17 protein-coding genes are annotated in these 22,411 nt (G+C 59.0%); 12 read left to right on the top strand and 5 right to left on the bottom strand.

From position 1 onward, the window contains the following. Positions 1–16: 16 nt before the first annotated feature. A complete protein-coding gene (locus CF161_RS00700; protein WP_020294609.1) occupies positions 17–757 on the top strand; it encodes a TetR/AcrR family transcriptional regulator in 741 nt (246 codons plus the stop codon). Positions 758–865: 108 nt separating this feature from the next. Next, on the top strand, positions 866–1,813 hold the full coding sequence (locus tag CF161_RS00695; RefSeq protein ID WP_020294608.1) for an alpha/beta fold hydrolase: 948 nt from the start codon (positions 866–868) through the stop codon (positions 1,811–1,813). Between the two features lie 127 nt (positions 1,814–1,940). Here CF161_RS00695 and CF161_RS00690 read toward each other — a convergent pair whose 3' ends face one another. The 3 genes from CF161_RS00690 to CF161_RS00680 are packed head-to-tail and all read right to left on the bottom strand — an operon-like array spanning position 1,941 to position 5,747. Then, complete coding sequence (locus CF161_RS00690) at positions 1,941–3,254, bottom strand: FAD-binding oxidoreductase (RefSeq protein WP_020294607.1); 1,314 nt, start codon at positions 3,252–3,254, stop codon at positions 1,941–1,943. After that, positions 3,251–4,339 carry a polyamine ABC transporter substrate-binding protein gene (locus CF161_RS00685; protein ID WP_020294606.1) on the bottom strand — a complete coding sequence of 363 codons (1,089 nt, stop codon included), beginning with the start codon at positions 4,337–4,339 and terminating at the stop codon, positions 3,251–3,253. Before CF161_RS00685 ends, CF161_RS00690 begins: the two co-directional genes overlap by 4 nt. A gap of 49 nt (positions 4,340–4,388) precedes the next feature. Next, a complete protein-coding gene (locus tag CF161_RS00680; protein WP_020294605.1) occupies positions 4,389–5,747 on the bottom strand; it encodes a glutamine synthetase family protein in 1,359 nt (452 codons plus the stop codon). A 154-nt stretch (positions 5,748–5,901) separates the two neighbouring features. Here CF161_RS00680 and CF161_RS00675 point away from each other — a divergent pair, with 154 nt between their 5' ends. The 10 genes from CF161_RS00675 to CF161_RS00635 all read left to right on the top strand — a co-directional run bounded on the left by CF161_RS00675 (position 5,902) and on the right by CF161_RS00635 (position 21,079). Then, entirely contained in the window at positions 5,902–6,813 is a 912-nt protein-coding gene (locus CF161_RS00675) for a helix-turn-helix domain-containing protein (protein ID WP_020294604.1), read from the top strand. Between the two features lie 172 nt (positions 6,814–6,985). Beyond that, on the top strand, positions 6,986–7,426 hold the full coding sequence (locus CF161_RS00670; protein WP_020294603.1) for a hypothetical protein: 441 nt from the start codon (positions 6,986–6,988) through the stop codon (positions 7,424–7,426). 200 nt (positions 7,427–7,626) lie between these two features. Then, entirely contained in the window at positions 7,627–10,455 is a 2,829-nt protein-coding gene (locus CF161_RS00665; protein ID WP_043228286.1) for an ATP-binding protein, read from the top strand. After that, positions 10,445–11,635, top strand: a complete 1,191-nt coding sequence (locus tag CF161_RS00660) for an EAL domain-containing protein (protein WP_020294601.1) — start codon at positions 10,445–10,447, stop codon at positions 11,633–11,635. Before CF161_RS00665 ends, CF161_RS00660 begins: the two co-directional genes overlap by 11 nt. A 126-nt stretch (positions 11,636–11,761) precedes the next feature. Continuing rightward, on the top strand, positions 11,762–14,980 hold the full coding sequence (locus CF161_RS00655) for a hybrid sensor histidine kinase/response regulator (RefSeq protein WP_043228283.1): 3,219 nt from the start codon (positions 11,762–11,764) through the stop codon (positions 14,978–14,980). 57 nt (positions 14,981–15,037) lie between these two features. Then, on the top strand, positions 15,038–15,688 hold the full coding sequence (locus CF161_RS00650; RefSeq protein WP_020294599.1) for a response regulator: 651 nt from the start codon (positions 15,038–15,040) through the stop codon (positions 15,686–15,688). Between the two features lie 729 nt (positions 15,689–16,417). Then, positions 16,418–17,089, top strand: coding sequence for a fimbrial protein (locus CF161_RS31880; RefSeq protein WP_177326741.1), 672 nt, complete (start codon positions 16,418–16,420; stop codon positions 17,087–17,089). Positions 17,090–17,143: 54 nt separating this feature from the next. After that, positions 17,144–17,866, top strand: a complete 723-nt coding sequence (locus tag CF161_RS00645; RefSeq protein ID WP_156882618.1) for a molecular chaperone — start codon at positions 17,144–17,146, stop codon at positions 17,864–17,866. Positions 17,867–17,972: 106 nt separating this feature from the next. Beyond that, complete coding sequence (locus CF161_RS00640) at positions 17,973–20,552, top strand: fimbria/pilus outer membrane usher protein (RefSeq protein WP_084471584.1); 2,580 nt, start codon at positions 17,973–17,975, stop codon at positions 20,550–20,552. A 275-nt stretch (positions 20,553–20,827) separates the two neighbouring features. Then, the gene (locus tag CF161_RS00635) at positions 20,828–21,079 is read left to right on the top strand and encodes an Arc family DNA-binding protein (protein ID WP_020294595.1); all 252 of its coding nucleotides are present in this window, start codon (positions 20,828–20,830) and stop codon (positions 21,077–21,079) included. A 136-nt stretch (positions 21,080–21,215) separates the two neighbouring features. Here the strand turns inward: CF161_RS00635 and CF161_RS00630 are convergent, their stop codons facing one another. Both CF161_RS00630 and CF161_RS00625 read right to left on the bottom strand, forming a co-directional pair. Then, complete coding sequence (locus CF161_RS00630; protein WP_020294594.1) at positions 21,216–21,779, bottom strand: type 1 glutamine amidotransferase domain-containing protein; 564 nt, start codon at positions 21,777–21,779, stop codon at positions 21,216–21,218. Positions 21,780–21,946: 167 nt separating this feature from the next. After that, a complete protein-coding gene (locus CF161_RS00625; protein WP_020294593.1) occupies positions 21,947–22,378 on the bottom strand; it encodes a low affinity iron permease family protein in 432 nt (143 codons plus the stop codon). Positions 22,379–22,411 lie beyond the last annotated feature (33 nt).

Genomic DNA, 22,411 nt, shown 5'->3' with positions numbered 1-22,411 from the left:
AGCAAAGGTCTCCGCCATGGTCGCAAAGAAACTCAGTGCTCCAAATGTCACCAAGACCCGACTGCTGGAAGCAACGGAAGCATTGTTTATCAAGTTCGGCTACGACGCCGTGCTGCTGCGCCAGATCACCGAGCGGGCCAAGGTCAACCTGGCGGCGGTGAATTACCACTTCGGCGACAAGGATTCGCTGATGACCGCGCTGCTGATGCAGCGCCTGGGCCCACTCAATGACCAGCGCCTGGAACTGCTGGCCAAGTGCGAGGAGCAGAGCGACGGCCCACTGGACTGCGAAACCCTGCTCGGCGTGCTGTTCGCCCCGGCCATGGGCCTGGAGCGCAGTGATGAATCCGGCATTGAAGGGCGTTCGTTCATTCGTTTTCTCGGCCGGGTCTACAGCGACACATCGCCCTTTATCCAGGAATACCTCAAGGAACATTACCAGCCGGTGTTCGAGCGCTTCTTCAAGGCGTTCGCCCTGGCCTTGCCTGACCTGCCACGCAATGAACTGGGGGTGCGCTTGCAGTTCGCCCTCAAGGCGATTTCCGGGGTCATGGCCGGCACCGAACTGCGCCTGCTGATGCAGGCCATGAGTCTCGGGCGCCCGGCCACCGACGCCGAGGTCATGGCCAAGCTGATCAGCCTGGTCTCCGCCGCTATCCGCGCGCCGATGCAGGACCCGGAGTCCGAGCAGGCATTGGAAAAAGTCCTCAACACTCAACGCCTGATTCGCCAGCAAGGCAGCCACAGCGCCAGCTGAGCTGTGGGTTAACGCCAGGGGCCCATCATTCGATCGCCGAATGATGATTCAGAGCCAAGGATGGTTCTGCTAGCGTGCAGCAACCTTACGCCCCATGGACCCCCTCCGATGAATCCCTTCCAACCGCATCGACTTTCAGTCAACGGCATCGACTTGTGCGTGCAGGTCGCCGGCCCGCAGGACGGGCGCCCGGTCTGGCTGCTGCATGGCTTTCCCGAGTGCTGGTATTCCTGGCGTGAGCAGGTGGGGCCGCTGGTGGCGGCGGGTTACCGGGTATTTGTGCCGCAGATGCGTGGCTACGGTGCCAGCAGCGCACCGCAGGCGGTGGAGGCCTATGACCTGCTGACCCTGTGCGCCGACATTCAGGCGGCCATGGACGCCTTCGGCCATGGCCAGGTGTGCATGGTCGGCCACGATTGGGGTGCGGTGGTGGCCTGGTACCTGGCGCTGCTCGAGCCGCAGCGAATCCAGGCCCTGGTGACCCTCTCGGTGCCTTTCGCCGGCAGGGCCAAGCGCCCGGCGATCGAGGTCATGCGTGAGGTCTTCGCCGATCGCTTCAATTACATCCTGTATTTCCAGGAGCCTGGCGTAGCCGAGGCCGAGCTGGACGCCGACATCGACGCCAGCCTGCGCCTGTTCATGGGCGATGCCGGGGCCTTGCTGCAGCCTCGTCCCGCCGATGCGCGGCTGTTCGATGGGGTGCACATTCCCGAGGTATTGCCGCCCTGGTGCTCGGAGCAGGACTTCCAGGTTTATCGCCAGACCTTCGCCGAACACGGCTTTCGCGGGGCCTTGAACTGGTACCGCAATTTCGAGCGCAACTGGCAACGCAGCGAGTTCCTCAGTGGGGCCAAGGTGCAGCAACCGACCCTGTTTCTGATCGGCGACCGCGACCCGGTCGGGGTCCTGGAGGCGCACACCCTCAAGCGCATGCCTGACAGCGTGCCGCACCTGGAGCAGCACCTGCTGGCTGATTGCGGGCACTGGATCCAGAGCGAGCGGGCGCCCGAGGTGAATCGCCTGCTCCTGGATTTTTTGCAACGGGTTTATGCCTGAAGCACCGCGCGACCATTAATGAATGAAGCGCTTCCGTTGGCCGATCTCCCGCACCGCCTCAACCAGCGTCGCCACCGCTGGATTGTTCTGCTCGGCGAAAGCGTAGAAACGGGCCGGCGTCCCCCCTTCAGCCCAACACCTCGCGCAACCGGTGCCAGAGCATGCCCAATGCCAGCAGCGGCGCGCGCAAGGCCGGGCCGCCGGGGAAGGTCATGTGCGGCACCGCACTGAAGATATCCAGGCCCTGGCTGTGACCGGCATGGATGGCCTCGGCCAGCAGCCTGGCGGTCCAGTGGGTGACGTTGAGGCCGTGGCCGGAATAGCCTTGGGCATAAAACACGTTCGGGTGCTGCGCCAGGCGCCCGACCTGGGGGAAGCGGTTGGCGGTGATGCCGATCTTGCCGCCCCATTGATAATCGATGCGCACCTTGGCCAGTTGCGGGAACACCTTGAGCATTTTCGGCCGCATGTACGCCGCAATATCGGCCGGGTCGCGCCCCGAGTAATGACAGGCACCGCCGAACAGCAGGCGGCGGTCGGCGGACAGCCGGTAATAATCGAGGCCGACCTTCTGGTCGCACAGCGCCAGGTTCTGTGGGATCAACTGCTGCGCCAAGGCCTCGTCCAGAGGCTCGGTGGCGATGATGTAGCTGCCGGCCGGCAGCACCTTGCCGCTCAGGCGTGGTTCCAGGTCATCCAGATGGGCATTGCAGGCCAGCACCAGCTTGGCGGCGCGCACTGTGCCCCGGGCGCAACGGATCGTCACCGGTTCGCCGTGCAGCAGGTGCAGCACCGGGCTGTTCTCGAAGATCCGCACCCCCAGGGATTCGGCCAGGCGAGCTTCGCCCAGCACCAGGTCGAGCGGGTGCAGATGCCCCGAGCCCATGTCCACCAGGCCACCGGCATACACCGATGAGCCCACCACCTGGCCCATGTCCGCGGCACCGACGATGCGCGTCGCGTGGGCATAGCCCATGGCCGCCAGGCTGTCCTGCTCGGCCTGGAAGGCGGCGAACTGCGCCGGGGTGTTGGCCAGTTCGCAAAACCCCCAGCGCAGGTCGCAGTCGATGCCGTGTTCGCCGACCCGTTGCCGCACCAGCTCCACCGAGTCGATGCCGGCGCGATTCAGGTAGCTGACGCCCTCTTCGCCGACATAGCGCGCAAAGCCGCTGACGTCATGGCCGATGCCGCGAATCAGCTGGCCGCCGTTGCGCCCGCTGGCGCCCCAGCCGATCCGCTGGCCTTCGAGCAGGATCACCGACATCCCGCGCTGGGCCAGCTCGATGGCGGTGTTGACCCCGGTCAAGCCGCCGCCAATGACGCAGACGTCGGCCTCCAGGTCCTCATTCAGCACCGGGTAGCCAGCCAAGGCTTTGGCCGAGGCCGCGTAATAGGAGCGGGCGTGCTCGGCAGGCGCCGCTCCGGTGTTTGGCTGATTCATTTGTTGGACTTCACTTTGCTCCAGGACCGGGTCATCAAGCGCATGATGGCCGGCGGCTGGGTACTGGAGATGTACAGCTTGTCCAGCACCGCCTGAGGTGGGTAAACCTCGGGGTTATTCACCAGTTCGGGGTCCATGTACTGCTTCGACGCCGGGTTGGGGTTGGCATAACCGACCGAGGCACTGACCTTGGCAATCACCTGCGGGTCCAGCAGGTAGTTGATAAAGGCGTGGGCTTCCTTGACGTTGCCGGCATCGGCGGGGATGGCCAGCAGGTCAAACCACAGGTTGCTGCCTTCCTTGGGGATCGAGTAAGCGACATTCACCCCGTTTTTCGCCTCCTTGGCCCGGTTCGCCGCCTGGAACACATCCCCCGAGTAACCGAAGGCCAGGCAGATATTGCCGTTGGCCAGGTCGGACACGTACTTGGAGGAGTGGAAGTAGGTGATGTACGGGCGAATCGCCAGCAGCTTGGCTTCGGCTTTCTTGTAGTCCTCGGGGTTTTCGCTGCGTGGGTCCAGGCCCAGGTAGTTGAGCACCGCGGGGAATACTTCATCGGGCGAGTCCATCATCGACACGCCGCACTGGCTGAGCTTTTTCAGGTTCTCGGGTTCGAAAAACACCGCCCACGAATCGATATGGTCGATCCCCAGCACCTGCTTGACCTTGTCGACGTTGTAGCCGATGCCGTTGGTGCCCCAGAGGTAGGGCACCGAGTGCTGGTTGCCGGGGTCGTTCTTCTCCAGCAGGGCCAGCAGTTTCGGGTCCAGGTTCGGCCAGTTCGGCAGTTGCGCGCGATCGAGCTTGAGGAAGGCCCCGGCCTTGATCTGGCGCGCCAGGAAGTGGTTCGACGGCACCACCACGTCATACCCGGTGCGCCCGGCCAGCAATTTGCCCTCCAGGGTCTCGTTGGAGTCGAAGACGTCGTAGATCACCTTGATTGCGGTTTTTGCCTGGAAGTCGGCGAGGGTGGTCTCGCCGATGTAGTCGGTCCAGTTGTACACGCTGACGCTCGGCTGAGCCTGGGCGCCGGCGCTGCACAGCAACGCCAGGGCCACGGGAACCACGGATTTCAATAGACGCATGTCGACACCTCTTCGAGTTGTTGTTCGATCGTGATGCAAAGCTCGCTATTCAGACGCTGAGCAACAGGAATTCCCGTTCCCAGGAGCTGATCACGCGCTTGAAGTTCTCATGTTCGGCGCGCTTGACCGCGACATAACCCTGGACGAATTTGCGCCCCAGGTACTGCTCGATGGTCGGGCAGCTCTCCATGTGCGCCAGGGCGTCTTCAATGGTGATCGGCAGGCGCAGGTTGCGCCGCTCATAGGCCCGGCCCTGGACCGGGGCGCTGGGCTCGATGCCCTCGACCATGCCCAGATAGCCGCACAGCAGGCTGGCGGCAATCGCCAGGTAAGGGTTGGCGTCGGCCCCCGGCAAGCGGTTTTCGACGCGCATGGCCTCCGGGGTCGACGTCGGCACCCGCAGGCCGACGGTGCGGTTTTCTTCGCCCCACTCGACGTTGACCGGGGCCGAGGTGTCCGGCAGGAAGCGGCGGAACGAATTGACGTTGGGCGCGAACATCGGCAGCACTTTAGGGATGTACTTCTGCAAACCGCCGATGTGGTGCAGGAACAACGGGCTCATCCGGCCCTGGTCGTCGGCGAAGATCGGCTTGCCGGTGGCGATGTCCACCACACTCTGGTGCAGGTGCATGGCGCTGCCCGGTTCGTCGGCCACCGGCTTGGCCATGAAGGTCGCGGTGACATTGTGCTTGAGCGCCGCCTCGCGCAGGGTGCGCTTGAACACGGTGATCTGGTCGGCCAGGTCCAGGGCATCGCCGTGGCGGAAGTTGATTTCCATCTGCGCCGGGCCGTCTTCGTGGATCAGCGTGTCGAGGTCCAGGCCCTGGGCTTCGCACCAGTCATAGACGTCTTCGAACAGCGGGTCGAATTCGTTGGCGGCGTCGATGGAGAACGACTGGCGCCCACTTTCGGCGCGCCCGGAACGGCCCAGGGGCGCCTTGAGCGGCAGGTCCGGGTCTTCGCAGCGCTGGGTCAGGTAAAACTCCATCTCTGGCGCGACGATTGGCTGCCAGCCCTTGTCGGTGTAGAGCTGCAGGACCTTTTTCAGCACATTGCGCGGTGACAGTTCGATCGGGTTGCCGAGCTTGTCGAAGGTATCGTGGATGACGATCGCCGTCGGCTCGATCGCCCACGGCACCACATAGGTCGCCGCGGCGTCGGGGCGGCAGACCATGTCGATGTCGGCCGGGTCGAGGAGGGCGTAGTAGATGTCGTCATCGACAAAATCCCCGGTTACCGTTTGCAACAGCACACTTTCCGGAAGGCGCATCCCGCGCTCGTTCAGGAACTTGTTGGTCGGTGCGATCTTGCCGCGGGCAATACCGGTCAGGTCGCTGACCACGCACTCTACTTCGGTAATCTTGTGATCTTTCAGCCAAGTGGACAGCTGATCGAAAGGGGCATTCATAAAAACCTCGGGGGGTGGGTTGATTCGGCGCCAGGGGTTCCGGCAAGGCTTCCCCTGCAGCGCGTTGACGACTATCTTGGTCGACGCTCAAGGTTCCATCTATCCACTTTAAGCAGAACCAAAACGCACCAAACGAGTGCGTAAGGTCCCCCCGATGACAACGTGCAACGCCTTGCAGGTCCAAGCATTCAACTCCGCCGACGTGGCTGAACAGATCCGTGCCACACCCGGTTGGGTCCAGCATTACCAGCAGATGTCACCCGGGCATTTCGCCGGCCAGGTGCGCTACCTCGACCTGCAGGGGGTGGAGATTTACGAGGAATGCATGAACACCCGGGTCGAGCAGAACTTCTGCGCGCCGCCGGGGGCACTGGCGTTCTGTTTCGATCGCAGCGACAACGCGCTGTACGTGCTCAACGGCGAAAGCCGCAACATCTGGATCACCCCCGAGAACTACCAGGAAGTGGCGGTGGTGTTCGGTGCCGAGTTCGTCCAGCGCCATGGCCTGAGCGTCAAGCGCCTGGAGGGGTTGTTCATGGCGCCCCTCAACTCGGGGCAAAACGCGCTGTTCAGTCGCTGGCTCAGCGGCATCTTGACCCGCCTGTCCCAGACCTTCGATCCGCCGAGCAGGGAGGCCCTGACCCAGCAACTGCTCGAAGACTGCCTGTACATCCTCGACAACGCCTGCGTGGGCCTGGAGCGCGGCGCCATGCAGCGGCGTGCCGAGGAGCGCTTGATCATGAAACGGGTCGCGGAATGGGCCGCCGATGTGCCCGAGGAAACCCTCAACCTGCTGGAGCTGTCCGAGGTTGCCGGGGTGTCCCTGCGTCAGCTGCAACACACCTTCAAGACCTACACCGGCATGGCGCCAAGCCAGTGGCTGCGCTTGCGGCGGCTCAACAGCGCGCACCGCGAACTGCTCGGTCGCAGCACTGCGGACACCACCGTGGCCGAGGTCGCGATGCATTGGTCGTTCTGGCACCTGGGACGGTTCTCCAGCAGCTACCGGGCCTTGTTCAAGGAACTGCCGAGCGAGACCTTGAAGCGCCGGGCAGGGGCGCGCTGAAACAATCGCCAAGTGTCATGGAATTGGCCCCTATAAACTTCGGTTGCAACGAGTTATAGGACTGGTCTGATTTAGATCCTTTGAACTTAAGCTATATGCTCCGGCTCCCCGACTAAGCGGGGCGTTGTATCCCCATCTGGATGCATTAAATGTTCAGTAATAAGGATGTTTTATGAATGCGCTTTTTAAATGTGTAGCCTTGGCAACCGTTATTGCAGGTGCAAGTGGTTGTGTCAGCTACAACATCAGTCAGCCGTCGGCTCCGATCGACAGCGTAGTAAAAGCCGACCTCAAGGCGGACGTGGCAGTCGGTGAAGCCATCTCCGGTCAATCCTCGGTCAATATCCTGTTTGGTTTCCTCAAGTTCGGTGGCGACAGCGAATTTGCCGATGGTGTGGCCTATGGCGGCGACGGTGGTGGCGCCCTGGGCGGCCTGGGTTTCGACCCTGTCAGCGCAGTCAAAGCGGCTGCGGCCTACAAGGCAGTCAAGGCTTCCGGTGCTGACCTGATCGTCGCTCCGCGTTATGAAGTCAGCGAAGAAAACTACTTCGTCTTCAAGAAGGTCGCGGTCACCGTGAAGGGCAACAAAGGCAATATTCGCAGTATCCGCTAAGTGTATTTGCACACCTGCATACGGCTAAAAGTGAATTGATCTGTATACATGGAAAACTCGAGTCAAATCGAGGGTAACAAGTTCAAAGCAAGCAGTTAAAGGGAATTTCCTGCTTGCCCTCGGTATTAATTTTTTGAATGGAATATAAGTTCAGGAAGAATCTTGTCTCTTTAAGGCAGTGGTCTGTTTAGTGTGAATTAATGAGATTCAAACAGTTATTCCAGCCCGCCGACGCCTCTTTCTCAACGCCCAAGGCCGCCCGCAAGCTATTGCGCCTTTTCGCCTTGGTGTTGCAGTTCGCTTTATTCAGTGCGCTTTACGCCTACCTCATTTCAAGCTTCGAGGACGAAGTGTCGTTGCGACGGGGTTACCTGAGCGGGTCGATCTCCATTGCCCAGCGTTTTTTCACCGGCAATGAGGTGCTACTGCGCAATCTGAGCCTCTCGGCAGTGCGCAACCGAGGTGTGCAAGAACCCATACCTGCCGTTTCCGATGAGGAGATGCATGTACGCCTGGGGCGCGGCGAGGTTTTCTGGAGCCTGTGGCTCACGGAGCGCAAGCTCGATTACCTGCGCCAGAACAAAATCAGCCTGCTATACGTCGAGGCGGGCTCGAGACCGCAAATCCTGCATCTACCGGGCGCCCGCCAGGAAGAGCGGGTGGTGCCACAGTCGGTGCTGCAAAAACTCGAACAACTGACGTCCCAGGACCTGCCGCCGGAAGGCGAGCTCTGGCTGCATGACACCTCCAGTCGGGCGCCGGAGTCCGGTTCTTCGCTGTACCTGTTCAGCTTGCTCGATGAGCGTGAACCCAGCTCGGGATGGCTCGGGTTGGAGATTGAGGATGGTGATGTGCTGGCGGCCTTGAGCAGTGATCGGGTGGGTGAGTTCCTGGTGCTCAATGCCCAGGGCCACGAGGTATTTGCCAGCGCCTCCTACCCCAACCTGAGCCAGGCGGTGTCGCAATTGCAGGGTGACAAATATTTCGGCTTTGTCGGCCAGGGCTGGTTGCCCGACAGCATGGTCATGCGCAAGCACCTGGGTTACACCGATCTGCAGGTGATCTACGCCATTGACCTTCGCTCTGTGTTCCTGGCATTGCGTGGACCGTTGCTGCTGATCGTCCTGTTGGGCATCGCCAGCTTGGTGGCCACCTGGCTGTTGGTGACGCGAATAGAAAAACGCCTGATCGCCCCGGCCATCTACCGCGACAAGTCGCTGGTGGAAAGCGAGGCTTTCAGCCGCGCCGTGATCCAGACCGCCCCGGTGGCGCTCTGCGTGCTGCGCCGCGTGGACGGTGCGGTGGTCCTGCAAAACCACCTGTCCGAGCAGTGGCTGGGGGCTGGAAATGTCCGCGAACAACGTCGCCAGGGTTGGATTGGCCAAGCCTTTGACAGCCCGGCGGGAGAGGGCACGGATGAGTTCCAAAGCTGTGGTCGACACCTGATCCTGAGTTATTCCGCGACCCGCTACCGTGGCGAGGATGTACTGTTTTGCGCCTTCAGCGACATCAGCGCCCACAAGCAGGTGGAAGCGGCACTGGAACATGCTCGGCAATTGGCTGACACGGCCAACGAGGCCAAGACCCAGTTCCTGGCCACCGTGAGCCATGAAATCCGCACACCGCTGTATGGCGTGCTCGGCACCCTGGAGCTGCTGGCGCGGACCAGCCTCAATACCCAGCAGACCAACTACCTGCATGCGATCGAAAGCTCGTCATCGACCTTGCTGCAACTGATCAGTGATGTGCTGGATGTGGCCAAGATCGAGGCCGGGCAACTGTTTCTGGAAGAGAGTGAGATTTCTACGCTTGATCTGATTCAGGAAGTTATCGAAGGCTATTCCGCAGCCGCCATCAATAAGGGGCTGCGCCTGTATGCCCAGATCGACCCCCAGCTGCCCGAGCGTTTGAAGGGTGACTCGACGCGTATCAGGCAGATTCTGAACAACCTGCTGAGCAATGCGGTGAAGTTCACTGAAAGCGGGCGAATCGTATTGCGGGTCAAGGTGGAAAGTCGCGATGACGAGCGCGTCTGCGTGCTCTGGCAGGTCTCCGATACCGGCGCGGGTATTTCCGCAGAGCACCAGCAACTGCTGTTCACGCCGTTTTATCAGGTGGGGCACAACACCGGCATGGTCGCAGGTACAGGCCTGGGCCTGTCCATCTGCCAACGCCTGACCTCGTTGATGAATGGCAGCCTGCGTGTGGTCAGTGAGCCAGGGCTGGGCAGCAGTTTTATCTTGAAGCTGCCGCTGGAGCAGGATTTGAGTGGTAATGCTCCGGCCGCTCCACGGCTGCTGCTCGAAACGGTTTACGTGGTTTCTCCTTCACGCGAGCTCGCCGAGAACATCTGTGGCTGGCTGCGTCGCTGGGGCGCCCGTGCGCAAATCGGCATTCACTCCGAGCCAGGGCAGGAAGCCTCCGCAGTCCTGGTACAGGTGCAGGCTGGCGACGTTGTGCCGCCCCAGCCGGGCTTGAACATGCCACTGGTCCAGGTGTGCGACAGGGTGAGTGTGAGCACCGGTGATCGCAAGGCCGCGTTATGGCAGGTCAACCTCAGCAACCTGCTGGATCTGCGTCGCGCAGTCGGCCAGGCGCAAGGCAGTTCCAGCCAGGCCGACGGTGCCCAGGCCGGTGCCGTGGTGTTGCCGCAACTGGGGCTGCACCTGCTGGTGGCTGAAGACAACGCAATCAGTCGGTTGATCCTCAAGGACCAGCTTGAGGAACTGGGCTGTACGGCGCAGCTCGCCGCCGACGGCAACGAAGCGCTTGCGCTGTGGCACGAAGGCGCGTTCGACGCGGTGCTGACTGACATCAACATGCCCAACATGAATGGCTATGAATTGGTCGCCCAACTGCGCCGGCAGGGCTGCGACCTGCCCATTATCGGGGCCACGGCCAATGCACTCAGCGATGAGCGTGAACGCTGCCTGGCGGCCGGCATGGATGAGTGCCTGATCAAACCGTTTGGCCTGCGTGCGCTGTCCCATAATTTGCAACACAACCGGAGTAAGAGCCGTGCTTTATAACGTCCTGATCGTGGAGGACCACCCTTTCCAGTACGAGTACCTGCTGAACCTGTTCAAGGAATTTGGCGATGTACGAGTTGAAGCCGCGTGCGATGGACACAGCGCGCTGAAACGCCTGGATGAGGCTGATTTTGACCTGGTCTTGACCGACCTGGTGATGCCCGGCATGGACGGCGTGCAATTCATTCAGCAACTGGCTTCCAGGACGTTGAAGCCGGTACTGGCAATCATGAGCTCGGCTTCCCAGCGCATGATCATCAGCGCCAGCCTGGTCGCCCAAAGCCTGGGCCTCAAGGTCATAGGCCAGTTATCGAAACCGGTGCTGTCCGGTTCGGTTCATAAATTGATGAAGGAGCTCGACACCTGGCTCGGGGCCAGCCGGACCCTGGATGTCAGCCTTCCGGTATTCAGCCGGGAGATGCTGCAAGAGGCATTGGCTGCCGAAGTATTGCAGGCCTGGTTTCAACCGAAAAAATCCTTGGCCAATGGCCGCATCATTTCGGCCGAGGCATTGGCCCGCTGGCCACATCCGCAGCATGGCTTGCTGATGCCAGCCGATTTTCTACCGGCTGTGGTGCGCTTTGGCCTGGAGGAGCCATTGCTGATGCTGTTCGTCAAACAGACGATCCTGGCCCAATCCTGTTGGCGCAAGCAGGGCTATGACATTCCGGTGTCGATCAATCTGCCCACCCATCTGCTAGACAGCGACAGCCTGGCGGACCGCCTGTTCGATCTGGTGATCGAGCACGACGGCGTGCCGGGCATGATCGGTTTCGAGCTGATGGAGTGCTCCACCACCGACAACATCAGCAAGTTCTATGCGGGCGCCTGCCGCCTGAGGATGAAGGGCTTCGGCCTGGCCCAGGACGACTTCGGCCAAGGCTACAGCTCCTATTTCAATCTGGTTTCAACCCCCTTTACCGAACTGAAAATCGACCGGGCGCTGGTGCAGGGTTGTGTCGAGAACAAGAGCCTGGCCCTGGCGATTGCCAGCATCGTCGCCCTGGGCCAGCAACTGGGGCTGGAGGTCGTGGCTGAGGGCGTCGAAAGCCAGGATGAGCTGGTGTTGCTGCGCCAGCTCAAATGCGATGCCGTGCAGGGGTTCCTGATTTCCCAGGCCGTCTCATCCGATCAATTCAACACGTTGTTGAGTGAGGACGGACCTCCGACGAGCCATTGATTGCCACCCAATACAGAGCGTGCGCGGCCCTGTTCTTGGGAGTGCTCCAGATGACCTTTTGTTCTGCGGAGGGTTGCCGAGCAGGGTGCCAAGCGACCGCTCTTCCTTTCCATTCTGGAACCCACCATGACTTCCGATAACGTCTCACGAGGCACTGTTGCCGCAAGCTCCGGAACGCTCCGGGCCTCCGTCACCCTAGGGGTCGTCCTGTCGCTCTCGGGAGTCTGCTACTGGGCAGTGGAGCGCTTGCTGGACGAACAAGTGCACAGGGCTACCCGCCATTTCGAACTGCTGATGGCGTACGTGGGTGAGAACCAGGCGTTTTTACAACGTCTGGCGAGAAAAGTGACCGCTTCCCAGGAAGTGCTGGAACAAAACCTGACACCGCTGCGCATTACCGAGTTGTTTCAAACGCCGCAGCTGGTGATTTACGAAGGCCGGGAGGTTTCGCTTTCACTGCCTTTCAGCGTCATGGTGCCGACCCAGGCCAATCAGCCGATGCCCGATCAGGCGCCATTCGTGCTGGGCATGCACCTGGCCAACGACTACGGCGCGTTCTGGTCCGGCTCGTCTTATTCGCCGCCCCAGGTGTTTGTCCTTACCCCGGGAGATGAATTCACCCTGGGTATTCCGGCGCTGGGCGAGAGGCGCGCCGAGGGTTCGGCCCTCGACCCTGCCAGTTACCAGAAGGCCGGCGCTGAACTGCGCCTTTTGTTGCAGCAGGCCAGTGCTCCGAAGCAACGCGGTGGTGTGCACTGGAGCGGTATGGAGTCACCGGATAACGCAGCTCGGCAGCTACAGGCTTATATCAGTATCGATATGCCGCGCAAGCTGCTGCCGTTAGACGCTCGGAGTCGTGAAGTGCTGGTAGTGGCGCAACCCGCCCTGACTCAAGTCAGTGGTTTTGCCCTCAGCCGGGAAGCGGCCTTTTTCGATGGGCTGAGCTTGACGCGACCCGACGGCAGCGCGCTGCTGGGGCCGCAAACCGATGTCGGGCAACTGCCCGAAGGCCTGAGTTTTTCCAGCCGCGGGCTGCACATAAAACTGGCCATGACTCAGGGCGAGCATTGGACCGCGGTGTATGACATCAGCTACCAACGCTTTGTGCATGAAGCCCGCTGGCAACTGCTGGGGCTGCTGAGCCTGATCGCTGGCGGCCTGGCCCTGGCCTGGCTGGTCAAACGCTGGTACCAGTTGAAGGTGATCCGTCCCCTGCGGAGCGCTCACGACCGAGAGATCGAGAGCACGCTATTCAATCGCGCGGTGATCGACACGGCACCGATCGGACTGAGTGTGATACGCAAGCGTGATAACCGCTTGTTACTTGAAAACCACCTGGCGCTGGGCACCTCCCAGTGGCTGTTGCAGGTGCTGGATGAGCTTGGAGACGGTGACATTGGCGAGTCCTGCTTCAAGGTCGATGGACGTTACCTGCGCCTGCACTTCAGTACGGCCCGCTATCAGAATCAGCAGGTACGGATATGTGCCTTCAGCGATATCAGCCACCACGAGCAGAGCGCCGCAACCCTGACTCTGGCCAAGCGCCTGGCCGAGGAGGCCTGCCAGGCCAAGACAATCTTCCTGGCCACCATGAGCCACGAGATCCGCACCCCCTTGTATGGCGTACTCGGCACCCTTGAATTGCTGGAGCGGACCGCCCTTGATCCGCGCCAGCAAAATTACCTGCAGACCATCCAGTGCTCGTCTTCAACCTTGCTGCAGTTGATCAGTGACGTCCTCGACGTGTCGAAGATCGAGTCAGCCCAGATGCCGTTGGAGCTGGGCCGGTTTTGCCCGTTGGACATGGTCGAGGAGGTGCTGGAGGCCTGCGCCGCGGCGGCGAATGCCAAAGGGCTGCAGATGTACGCCTGCATCGATGTCCAGGTGCCGGAGTACCTGGAGGGCGATCAGGCGCGGATTCGGCAGATCCTTGGCAACCTGGTGACCAACGCCATCAAATTCACCGATTTCGGGCGGGTGGTGCTGCGTCTCAAGGTGCTGGGGCGCGAGGCAGGCAGGGTCCGCCTGCAATGGCAGATCACCGACACCGGGGTGGGCATCTCCCAGGCCCAGCAGGTGTTGTTGTTCGAGCCGTTCTATCAGGTGCGCCAGGGCAGTACCGACGGCGGGGCAGGCCTGGGCTTGTCGATCTGCTGGCGTCTGAGTCAATTGATGGGCGGGCAGATTCACGTGGTCAGCGAGCCCGGGCTGGGCAGCAGTTTCAATTTCTTCGTCGAGTTGGCGGTGCTGGCGGGCAGCGATATCGACCCCGCGTTACCGCTGCTGCGAGCAAGGCCAGTGTACGTCCGGGCGCCGATCAAGGAGCTGGCGGACAACGTCTGCGAGTGGCTGAAGCACTGGGGCGCCAACGCGCTGATAGCGCCAAGCCCGGTGGCCGAGCCGTTGCCTGGTGCGGTGCTGGTCGATCTGCTGGACCCGCAGGGCAATGAATATTGCTGGGGTGGCCCGAGGGTGATCGCCAGTAGCCAGACGCAAGACGCGGCCGAGCCGGAGCAGGGGCTCTGGCCGGCGCGGATACAGGCAATCAGGGATATCGCTCGGGCGGTGGCCATGGCGCAAACCGGTGCTGGCGTTGCACCTGCGAACAGAGGGGCGGTCGAGCGCGGCAAGTTGCCGTTGCGGGTGCTGGTGGCCGAAGACAATCCGATCAATCAGGCCATCATCAAGGAGCAACTTGAAGAGCTCGGTTGTCGCGTGGTGCTGGCTGCGGATGGACAGGAAGCCCTGCATCTCTGGTTGCCGGGTGCGTTCGATGCAGCGCTGACCGATGTGAACATGCCGCTCATGAACGGTTATGAACTGGCCATCGCGTTGCGTCAGATGGACAAGCAGTTTCCGATCATTGGGGTAACGGCCAACGCCATGCGCGAGGAGGGCGAGCGCTGCCTGCAGGTCGGGATGAATGCCTGGATGGTCAAGCCCCTGACCCTGCAGGGGCTCTGGGACGGGTTGATGAGGGTCTGCAACGTGCAATACAACCCCGTCGCGGCGGCTTCGCTGGCACCTGGCTCAATGGCTGACACCGAACTGATCGAAGCGCCCGATCAGATCCAGGTCTCAACGAAAATGCGTGCGCTGTTCATCAGCACCATGCGCGAGGACATGGTGCGCGCACGCGACGCCCTGGCCGCACAGGACGCCAGTCAATTACGCAGCAGCCTGCATTGCATTCGTGGCGCCCTGGCGGTGGTGCAGGCCCAGGCCCTGGCCGACGCTTGCGGAGCAGTGGAGCAGGCACTGGAAATCAAGACGCTTGATCAACCGCTGGCGCGCAGGAGCGAACTGCTGTTCGCACGTATAGATCGTGCTGTTGCAGCCGTGTGAGAGCACGGCGGGTGCAGGTCGTGATCTGACGAACTTTATCTTTGGACGAATGACTTCATGAAGAAAATCAAGATAGTTTTGGCTGATGACCATCCAGTGGTGTTGATGGGTGTCAGAGAGTACATCGAACGCGACAATCGTTATGAGGTCGTGGCCCAAGTGCAGAACTCAACAGAGTTGGTGGAGAACCTGCAGCGACTCAAGCCGGATGTGGTCATCACCGATTACAACATGCCGGGGGACGAGGCCTATGGCGACGGCATCAAGCTGATTGAATACCTGATCCGGCATTTTCCAAACATCCAGGTGCTGATTCTGACCATGGTCTCCAACAACCTGATCCTTTCGCGGCTCTATGACGTCGGGGTGGCCGGGATCGTACCCAAGAGCAGCGACCTCAAGGAGATCCTGGTAGCGCTCAACACATTGGCCAAGGGTCAATCCTACCGTCGCCAGCTCTTTCACTCCCTGCCGAGTGTCGTCGAAAGCGTTGAACCGGTTGAGGACCGCATTTCCAGTCTTTCGGTCCGCGAGTTTGAAGTGCTCCGTCAGTTCGCGGCGGGCATGAGTGTCAACGAGATCGCTCATTTGCTGAATCGAAGCAAAAAAACCATCAGCGCCCAGAAGATCTCGGCGATGCGCAAGTTACAGGTCACCACGGACCATGAGTTGTTGAGTTTTTGTATCACTATGCGGTTGATTGTGTGACGGTCCTCGCCAAGGCTCTTCAGGTAATAAAGCCAGCTTTGCTATAGGCAGGTCTACAGGTCGTCCGATATAGAGTCTTCACGCAAGTGAGCACGTCGTTGCGAGTGCTGGTTGTTTGGGAATGTGCAGCAGCCCTTTGTGAGGGGCTCATGTTTATCGCAACTTTATTCAAGGCGTACTTGAACTGCCGATGATCAATCGGCATCGTCAGTCTATTTAGGCGGCTAGCACCTATCGCCTCGTTAACGGAGAACGTCTATTGAACCCCGCAGGTTAGTGAAGTGGATTGTAATCGATGCAGGTCTCTCTTAATTGCATATAAAGTTTACAGTTCTTCGCACTCCTGCGATCGCAGTGATAAGTTGTAAAGACTGCTCCGGGCAGTCTGGCAGAGTTGTAGAGTAGCTTCTCATACGGCGAAAGCCAGACTTGGAACGCTGGGGCTGTCTGTCAGTGCGGGGACGCTATTTGTGATAGGTGGAAGGGTCGTTTATTTGACCGTAAGGGCGGAATCGAATCGCGCGTACTGATTGAGAAAGTGATGAGTCGAGGTTTTTCTTCGTGCTTGCAACTTATGATAAGCGCTAAAAATTTAAAAAGTTTATACGTCATGCCTGCAGGAAAAACAAAGAGTGCTCTGGGTCATGCTTTAAGGCAATTATGCTGCCGCGATTTAATTTGGATTTGGCACTTGAGTGTCATGTTTTAAGGTCCATGGTGATAGTTGGTATGAGTGGGCGGGGTGCAAATGAGACTGGTCTCATTAGTTTTTATCCGTTTAATTGGTTAAATGCTGTTCGCTCCATCCATTTATCATTAAAACTGAGTGCCATTATGAAAAGATTTTTTGCTTTAAGCCTTCTCTCTTCGGTTCTGATTTTACCGACGCTCGCTAATGCTGCTGATACTCCGGTCTGGAAAAAAGACGGTGGCGGCAATATCAATTTTACCGGAACTATCAAGAACGATGGTTGCGTTGTTCAAGGCCCGGGCAGCAGTGATATTAATATCCCGCTGGGTAACGTGCAGGCTTCAAGTCTGGGGCTTGTAAGCGCTCCGGGCCCAGTCTCTAGTGCTGGCGAAGTCAAGGTCACAATAAAATGCAAAAGCGCGGGCACCAAAGTGCAAATGACGTTTGCTCCTCTGCCTTATCAACTTGAAGGCACCAACGTCCTTAAGGTCGATAACGGGAGTGGAGCTGCGAAAAACGTAGGTGTCGCATTACTTGACGCCGCGGGTACTGCATTGAACCTGTCCACAGGTTCCTACTCTGGCGCTATGGCTGGCGGGACAGCAACGCTGCAGGTTCGAGCTACTTATGTCCGTACTGTTGCAGATGTAGATTCTGTTGTTCCGGGTATCGCCAATGCAAGCATGCCGTTTGTTCTTGAATACCAATAAGTGATTCTCCCTGTGGGAGGCGTTCGCGCCTCCCACAATTGCTAGGTGCTTTTTATGTCGCGTAAGTTTTTTATAAAAGCTTTAAGCCTGGCATTGATCATGTTCAATGGCGGTGCTCATGCTTCTATCTCTCTAAGTGGAACTCGATTGGTTTTTGACGAGGGACGAAAAGAAGAAACCGTGACTGTTCGCAATGACGGTAACGATATCGTTGTTCAGTCGTGGGTTGAAAGTGAAACAGGTGCAGACCTACCCTTTGCGATCACCCCGCCCCTGGTTCGTGTTGCAGCCAAGCAGCAACAACTGCTGCGCGTACTGTTCTCCGGTTCCAGCCTGCCCAGCGATAGAGAGTCAATATTCTGGCTAAATGTTCAGGAAATACCGCAATCGGCCGGAGAAGAAAATACGCTGCAACTTGCAGTCCGCCAGCGAATCAAGGTGTTTTATCGTCCCAAGGGTTTGCCCGGCACAGCCTTCGCTGCGCCTGAACAACTGGAATGGCGTCTGTTAAATGCTTCCGGTGGGCCGCAGCTGGAAATCAAGAACCCAACTCCTTATTACACGACCTTGGTCGATCTGGTGCTCTACGGCGCCAAGGAAACCAAGGTTGCGGAATCTCGCATGCTCACGCCGGGTGAGGTCATAACGATATCACTGAGTAATATGGCCAACAGTAAACAACGCTTGGAGTTCGGCAGTATCAACGATTACGGTGGACGTGATCTATTCTCCGTCGACTTCATCGAAGGCCTGCCCGCCAAGGCAAAACGGCTGTAGTCAGCAGTTTTAACCGCATGAACTCAACTTTATCCGTTGCTCTCAATGATGAGTGCAAATGGATGGTTATCTCTGTCTGCGCAACCCAACTACTAAGTGAATCACGATGTCGAAAGGCCATTTACTTAAAAGTCCCGGCCAGTCTGGTCTCATTGTCACTCTTGAGACTAAACAACCGCTCTATTGGTTTTTTTTACTCGTGACACTCCCAATAGTGGCGAGCGCAGATTCAGAGCGGCTAAATACGCTGCCTCAGGCACAAATCCCATTGCTGGCGTTCAACACCGGCTTTCTCCAGGGCGGATCTGCCCAACCCGCCGATGTATTAGCCTTGCTGCAAGGGGGTAGCAACGTCCTGCCTGGCAACTATCGGGTAGAGATTTACGTCAACGGCGACCTGAATGGCCGACGTGATATCGAATTCAAGCAAGCGTCGGCAGGGGCGGAGACACAGCCCTGCCTGACGCCGGTAATGTTCAAGGACTTCGGTATTGATCTGCTCAAATTGCAGAACCCGGAGCTGCTCGTCCCCGAGAACGCCAATCGCTGCTACCCGTTGGATGTATTGATCGAGCAGGCCGAAGTCAAGTTCGACTCTGCCCGTTTGCAGCTGTTGATCAGCGTGCCTCAGGCGTTTATGCAGGCTGGCGTGCGTGGGTACGTCGATCCGGCACTCTGGGATGAAGGCGTCACCGCAGCCTTTATCAACTATCAGTTCAACATGCGCCGCAATAGCGTTGCGGGGAGCAAAAGCACCTCGAAGTACCTGGGGCTGCAAAATGGTTTCAACCTTGGGTCTTGGCGTTTGCGCAATGAGTCCAACCTCACCATGAGTGAGGGCCAGCCAACAAAGTTCTCCAGCAACCGCAGTTTTGTCCAGCGCGATATCAGCGCGCTGAAGGCACAATTGTCCCTGGGCGAGATTTATAGCAACGGCAATATTTTTGACAGCGTGCGTTTTCGAGGCGCCCAGTTGACTTCCGATGATGCAATGCTCGCCGACAGCGAACGAGGCTATGCCCCCATCATTCGCGGTGTTGCCGAAACCAACGCCACCGTCGAGGTGCGCCAGAACGGTTATGTCATCTACAGCACTCCGGTATCCGCGGGTGCCTTTGAGTTGACGGATATCTACCCCAGCGGCTCCAACGGTGACCTGGAAGTGACGGTGGTCGAAGCCGATGGTCGCCGCCGGGTTACGCGTCAGGCGTTTTCCAGTCTGCCGGTCATGGTGCGCAAGGGGCGCATGACCTTCAGTGTTGCCGGTGGCCAGTATCAGAGTAATGACGACAGTCAGCAGAGCCCTTCTTTCGTCAGCACCGTGCTGGCCTATGGTCTCAGCGACGATATGACGGGGACCTTCGGCCTGCAGGTAGCGCAGAACTTCCAGGCACTCAACTTCGGGGTAGGGCGTAACACACCAATCGGCGCGTTATCGGTCGATATCACCCAAAGTGCCAGCAAGGTCCCGCAGCAGACTGACAAAGGCCAAAGTGTTCGCGTGTTGTATGCCAAGACATTTGCCGAGACCAGCACCGACTTCACCCTGGCAGCCTATCGCTACTCCACCGAGGGCTACCGCAGTTTCGGTGACCATGTACAGGACCTCAATCGTGACTTCACCACCATGAGAATGGGGCGTTCTCGTGCGCGTCTGGACCTGACCGTGCAACAGAGCCTGGGAGAAAAGCAGCAATACGGCAGCATCTACTTGAGCGCCAGCGATCAAAGCTACTGGAATAACAGCACCCGTTCGCAAAGTATCTCTGCCGGTTACGGCAACTACTGGAAACGCCTGAACTATTCCGTGAGCCTGACCCATACCCGTAATATCGCCGAGCGCGGTTCGGCCAGCAGCAATGACAGTCAGGTGGCGTTGTCCTTCAGCCTCCCGTTGGGAAGCACCGCCCACTCACCGCGGGGCACGTTGCGCATCCTGCGTGATCGTGAAGGCAACCAGAATACCCAGGCTGGCCTGAGCGGCTATCTAGACCCTGCAACCAACTACTCCTTCCAAGGGGGGCGGGACAGTCAAGGTGGTAACAGCGGTAACGCGAGTATTACCACCGACACCGCGGTGGGCCGGATGGACCTCGGTTATGGCCAGGGGCCTGATTACAAGAGCGTGAACGCCGGTGCCAGCGGTTCGGTGGTTGCTCACGCAGGTGGTATCAACCTTGGCCAGCAGGTTGGCGAGAGTTTTGTCCTGGCCGAAGTGCCCGACACGTCCGGTGTGGGCATTATTAGCAATGCGGGAGTGACTACCGGGCGCAATGGTTTCGCCATCGTGCCCAATGCTCAGCCCTATCGCTTGAATTGGGTCAGCCTGGACACAGGGAACCTGGGAGCAGATATCGAACTGGAACAGGCAACCCAACAAGTTGTGCCACGTCGTGGCGCTGTGGTGCTTGCACGCTATGAGGCGCAGATCGGGCGTCGAGTGCAATTTATCCTGCGTCAGGCCGATGGTAAAAAAATGGGCTTTGGGGCCACTGTGGAGGATCCGGAAGGGAAACAGAGCGCCCTCTCGGACCCGTATGGCATGGCTCTGATGCTGCTCAAGCAGGACAAAGGTTTGATGAACATCACGTGGGACGGCAGCACCTGCCAGGCGCCGTATGACTTGCCCGAGCGCAACAAGGAGCTGAACTACGAACAGGCAGAGCTGAAGTGCAAGGGTAACTGACAGGAGTCGTTGCCCAGCCACCTTCAGGTTCTGTAGTGGAAACTCAGGCCTGTGTTCGATATCACGCTGACAGCAATCCTTGGACGTCGCGAGCTGCCAGGGGCCAACGGATTTTCCTGAATTCAGGGTGATACGGGGTAGACAGGCTCTCTCTGAGTGCGTTACCCGGTCTCTGCGACTGAGAATTCACTCTGAACAATTCAGATTTATCCTAAAGAGCTCATAGCGGATACGGCATTAAGCTATCACCTCAGTCATTCATCGAGGTGTTTCCCATGTCCCAAGAGCGAGACAAATTTGTTATCCGGCTTCCCGATGACATGCATCCACGGATCAAGAGCATTGCCCGGCTTAACAATCGCAGCATGAACAATGAAATTGTCGCCCGCATAGAGCGCACCTTCACCTTGGACGAAACCATGGAGCTGGAGGCAAAGATCAAAGGGCTGATGCTGCAACGTATTGAGTCGCTGGAAAGCGAACTCGCCCAGATGCGTGAAACCGTTGAAGAAAAAAAGACCGATTGAGCTGCTCGCGACTGCCGTTGAGCAGGTCAATTGCCTTTACCTGCAATGTGTAACAGCTTTGCGCAAAACAGACGCGCCCCGAACCCGCCATCACGGGCGGGCCTGGGGCGATCGCAGGCAAATCTCAGGCAGAGGTTCAGGCGCTCTGCAATGCGTTGGCGATAGCCTGATTGAAAGCCGGCAAGTCGTCGGGAGTACGGGAGGTAATCAGCTTCCAGCCGTTGGCGGTGCATTCCTTGACTTCACTATCGACCCAGCCCGCGGCTTGGGCATTGAGCAAGTCGGTGCGCACACTGGTGTAGGAAGTCAGGGTCTTGCCGGGGATCACTCCCGCATCAATCAGTAGCCAAGGGCCATGGCAAATCGCGGCCACCGTCTTCCCCGCATCGACAAACTCATTGACCAGGCGTTGGGCCTCAGGGTCCTGGCGCAGGGTATCAGCGTTCACCGTCCCCCCTGGGATGACCAGGGCATCGAAGTCGCGGGCATTCAGGCCAGACAGTTTTCCATCGGACTGCACCTGCCGGTCCTTCTCGGTATCGTGCAGGAAGGTCTGGGTGGAGCCGCCTTTGATCGAGCCATGGGTGAGGGTTGCTCCCAGGCTGCGCAGCGCCTCAATCGGCTTGAGCAGTTCGTCGCGTTCGATGCCGGTGTTGGCCGTGATGATCAAGATGTTTTTGCCATGCAGTTGCGTGGTCATGTATCCGGTCCTCCTGGTTAAACAAAGCCCCGCGCAGGCATCACGCGCGTGTTTTTATCTGAGGACCGGCGGCCAAACGAAGTTCAGCCCGATTACGCTGCACCTGGTCGTGGAACCTTGCATCTCACTTTTATTGACCCTGGGAGGAGAGCCGGGCGGGTAGAGGATTACAACGCCTCCTTCTCTTCGCTGTCCTTGGCGGTTGCGGGACGCGGGTTTTGCCCAGACAACTCGCCCGTTGGATCCATGCGTTCCTGCGAACCCATGCTGCTGTACTGCTTGCGCAGTGTTCGAAGTTCCTTGCTTTCCAGTTGATCCAGGCACAAGGCAGCGTTTTGCGCGTCTTTGGTGGCGCGCAGCAATTCGTCGATTTTGATGTGCAGGATGTCGTTGTCGCGGTTCTGGGTGTTCTGGATCAGAAACACCATCAGGAAGGTGATGATGGTGGTCGAGGTGTTGATGATCAGTTGCCACGTGTCGTTGTAGTGGAAGAACGGACCGGTCAGGGCCCAAACCACTATCAGCACGATGGCCACAAGAAACGTCTTGGAGCTACCGGCCCATTTGGAAAGCGTATGGCAGAAGGTTACGAATTTCATGGCACTGGGTCCTGGTTGTTGGTCTGACAATGG

It is taken from the genome of Pseudomonas sp. CF161 (assembly GCF_000416215.1).
Lineage (GTDB): Bacteria > Pseudomonadota > Gammaproteobacteria > Pseudomonadales > Pseudomonadaceae > Aquipseudomonas.
Note: the sequence above shows the minus strand (reverse complement) of the source record. Positions and strands in the feature narration are given on the sequence as shown.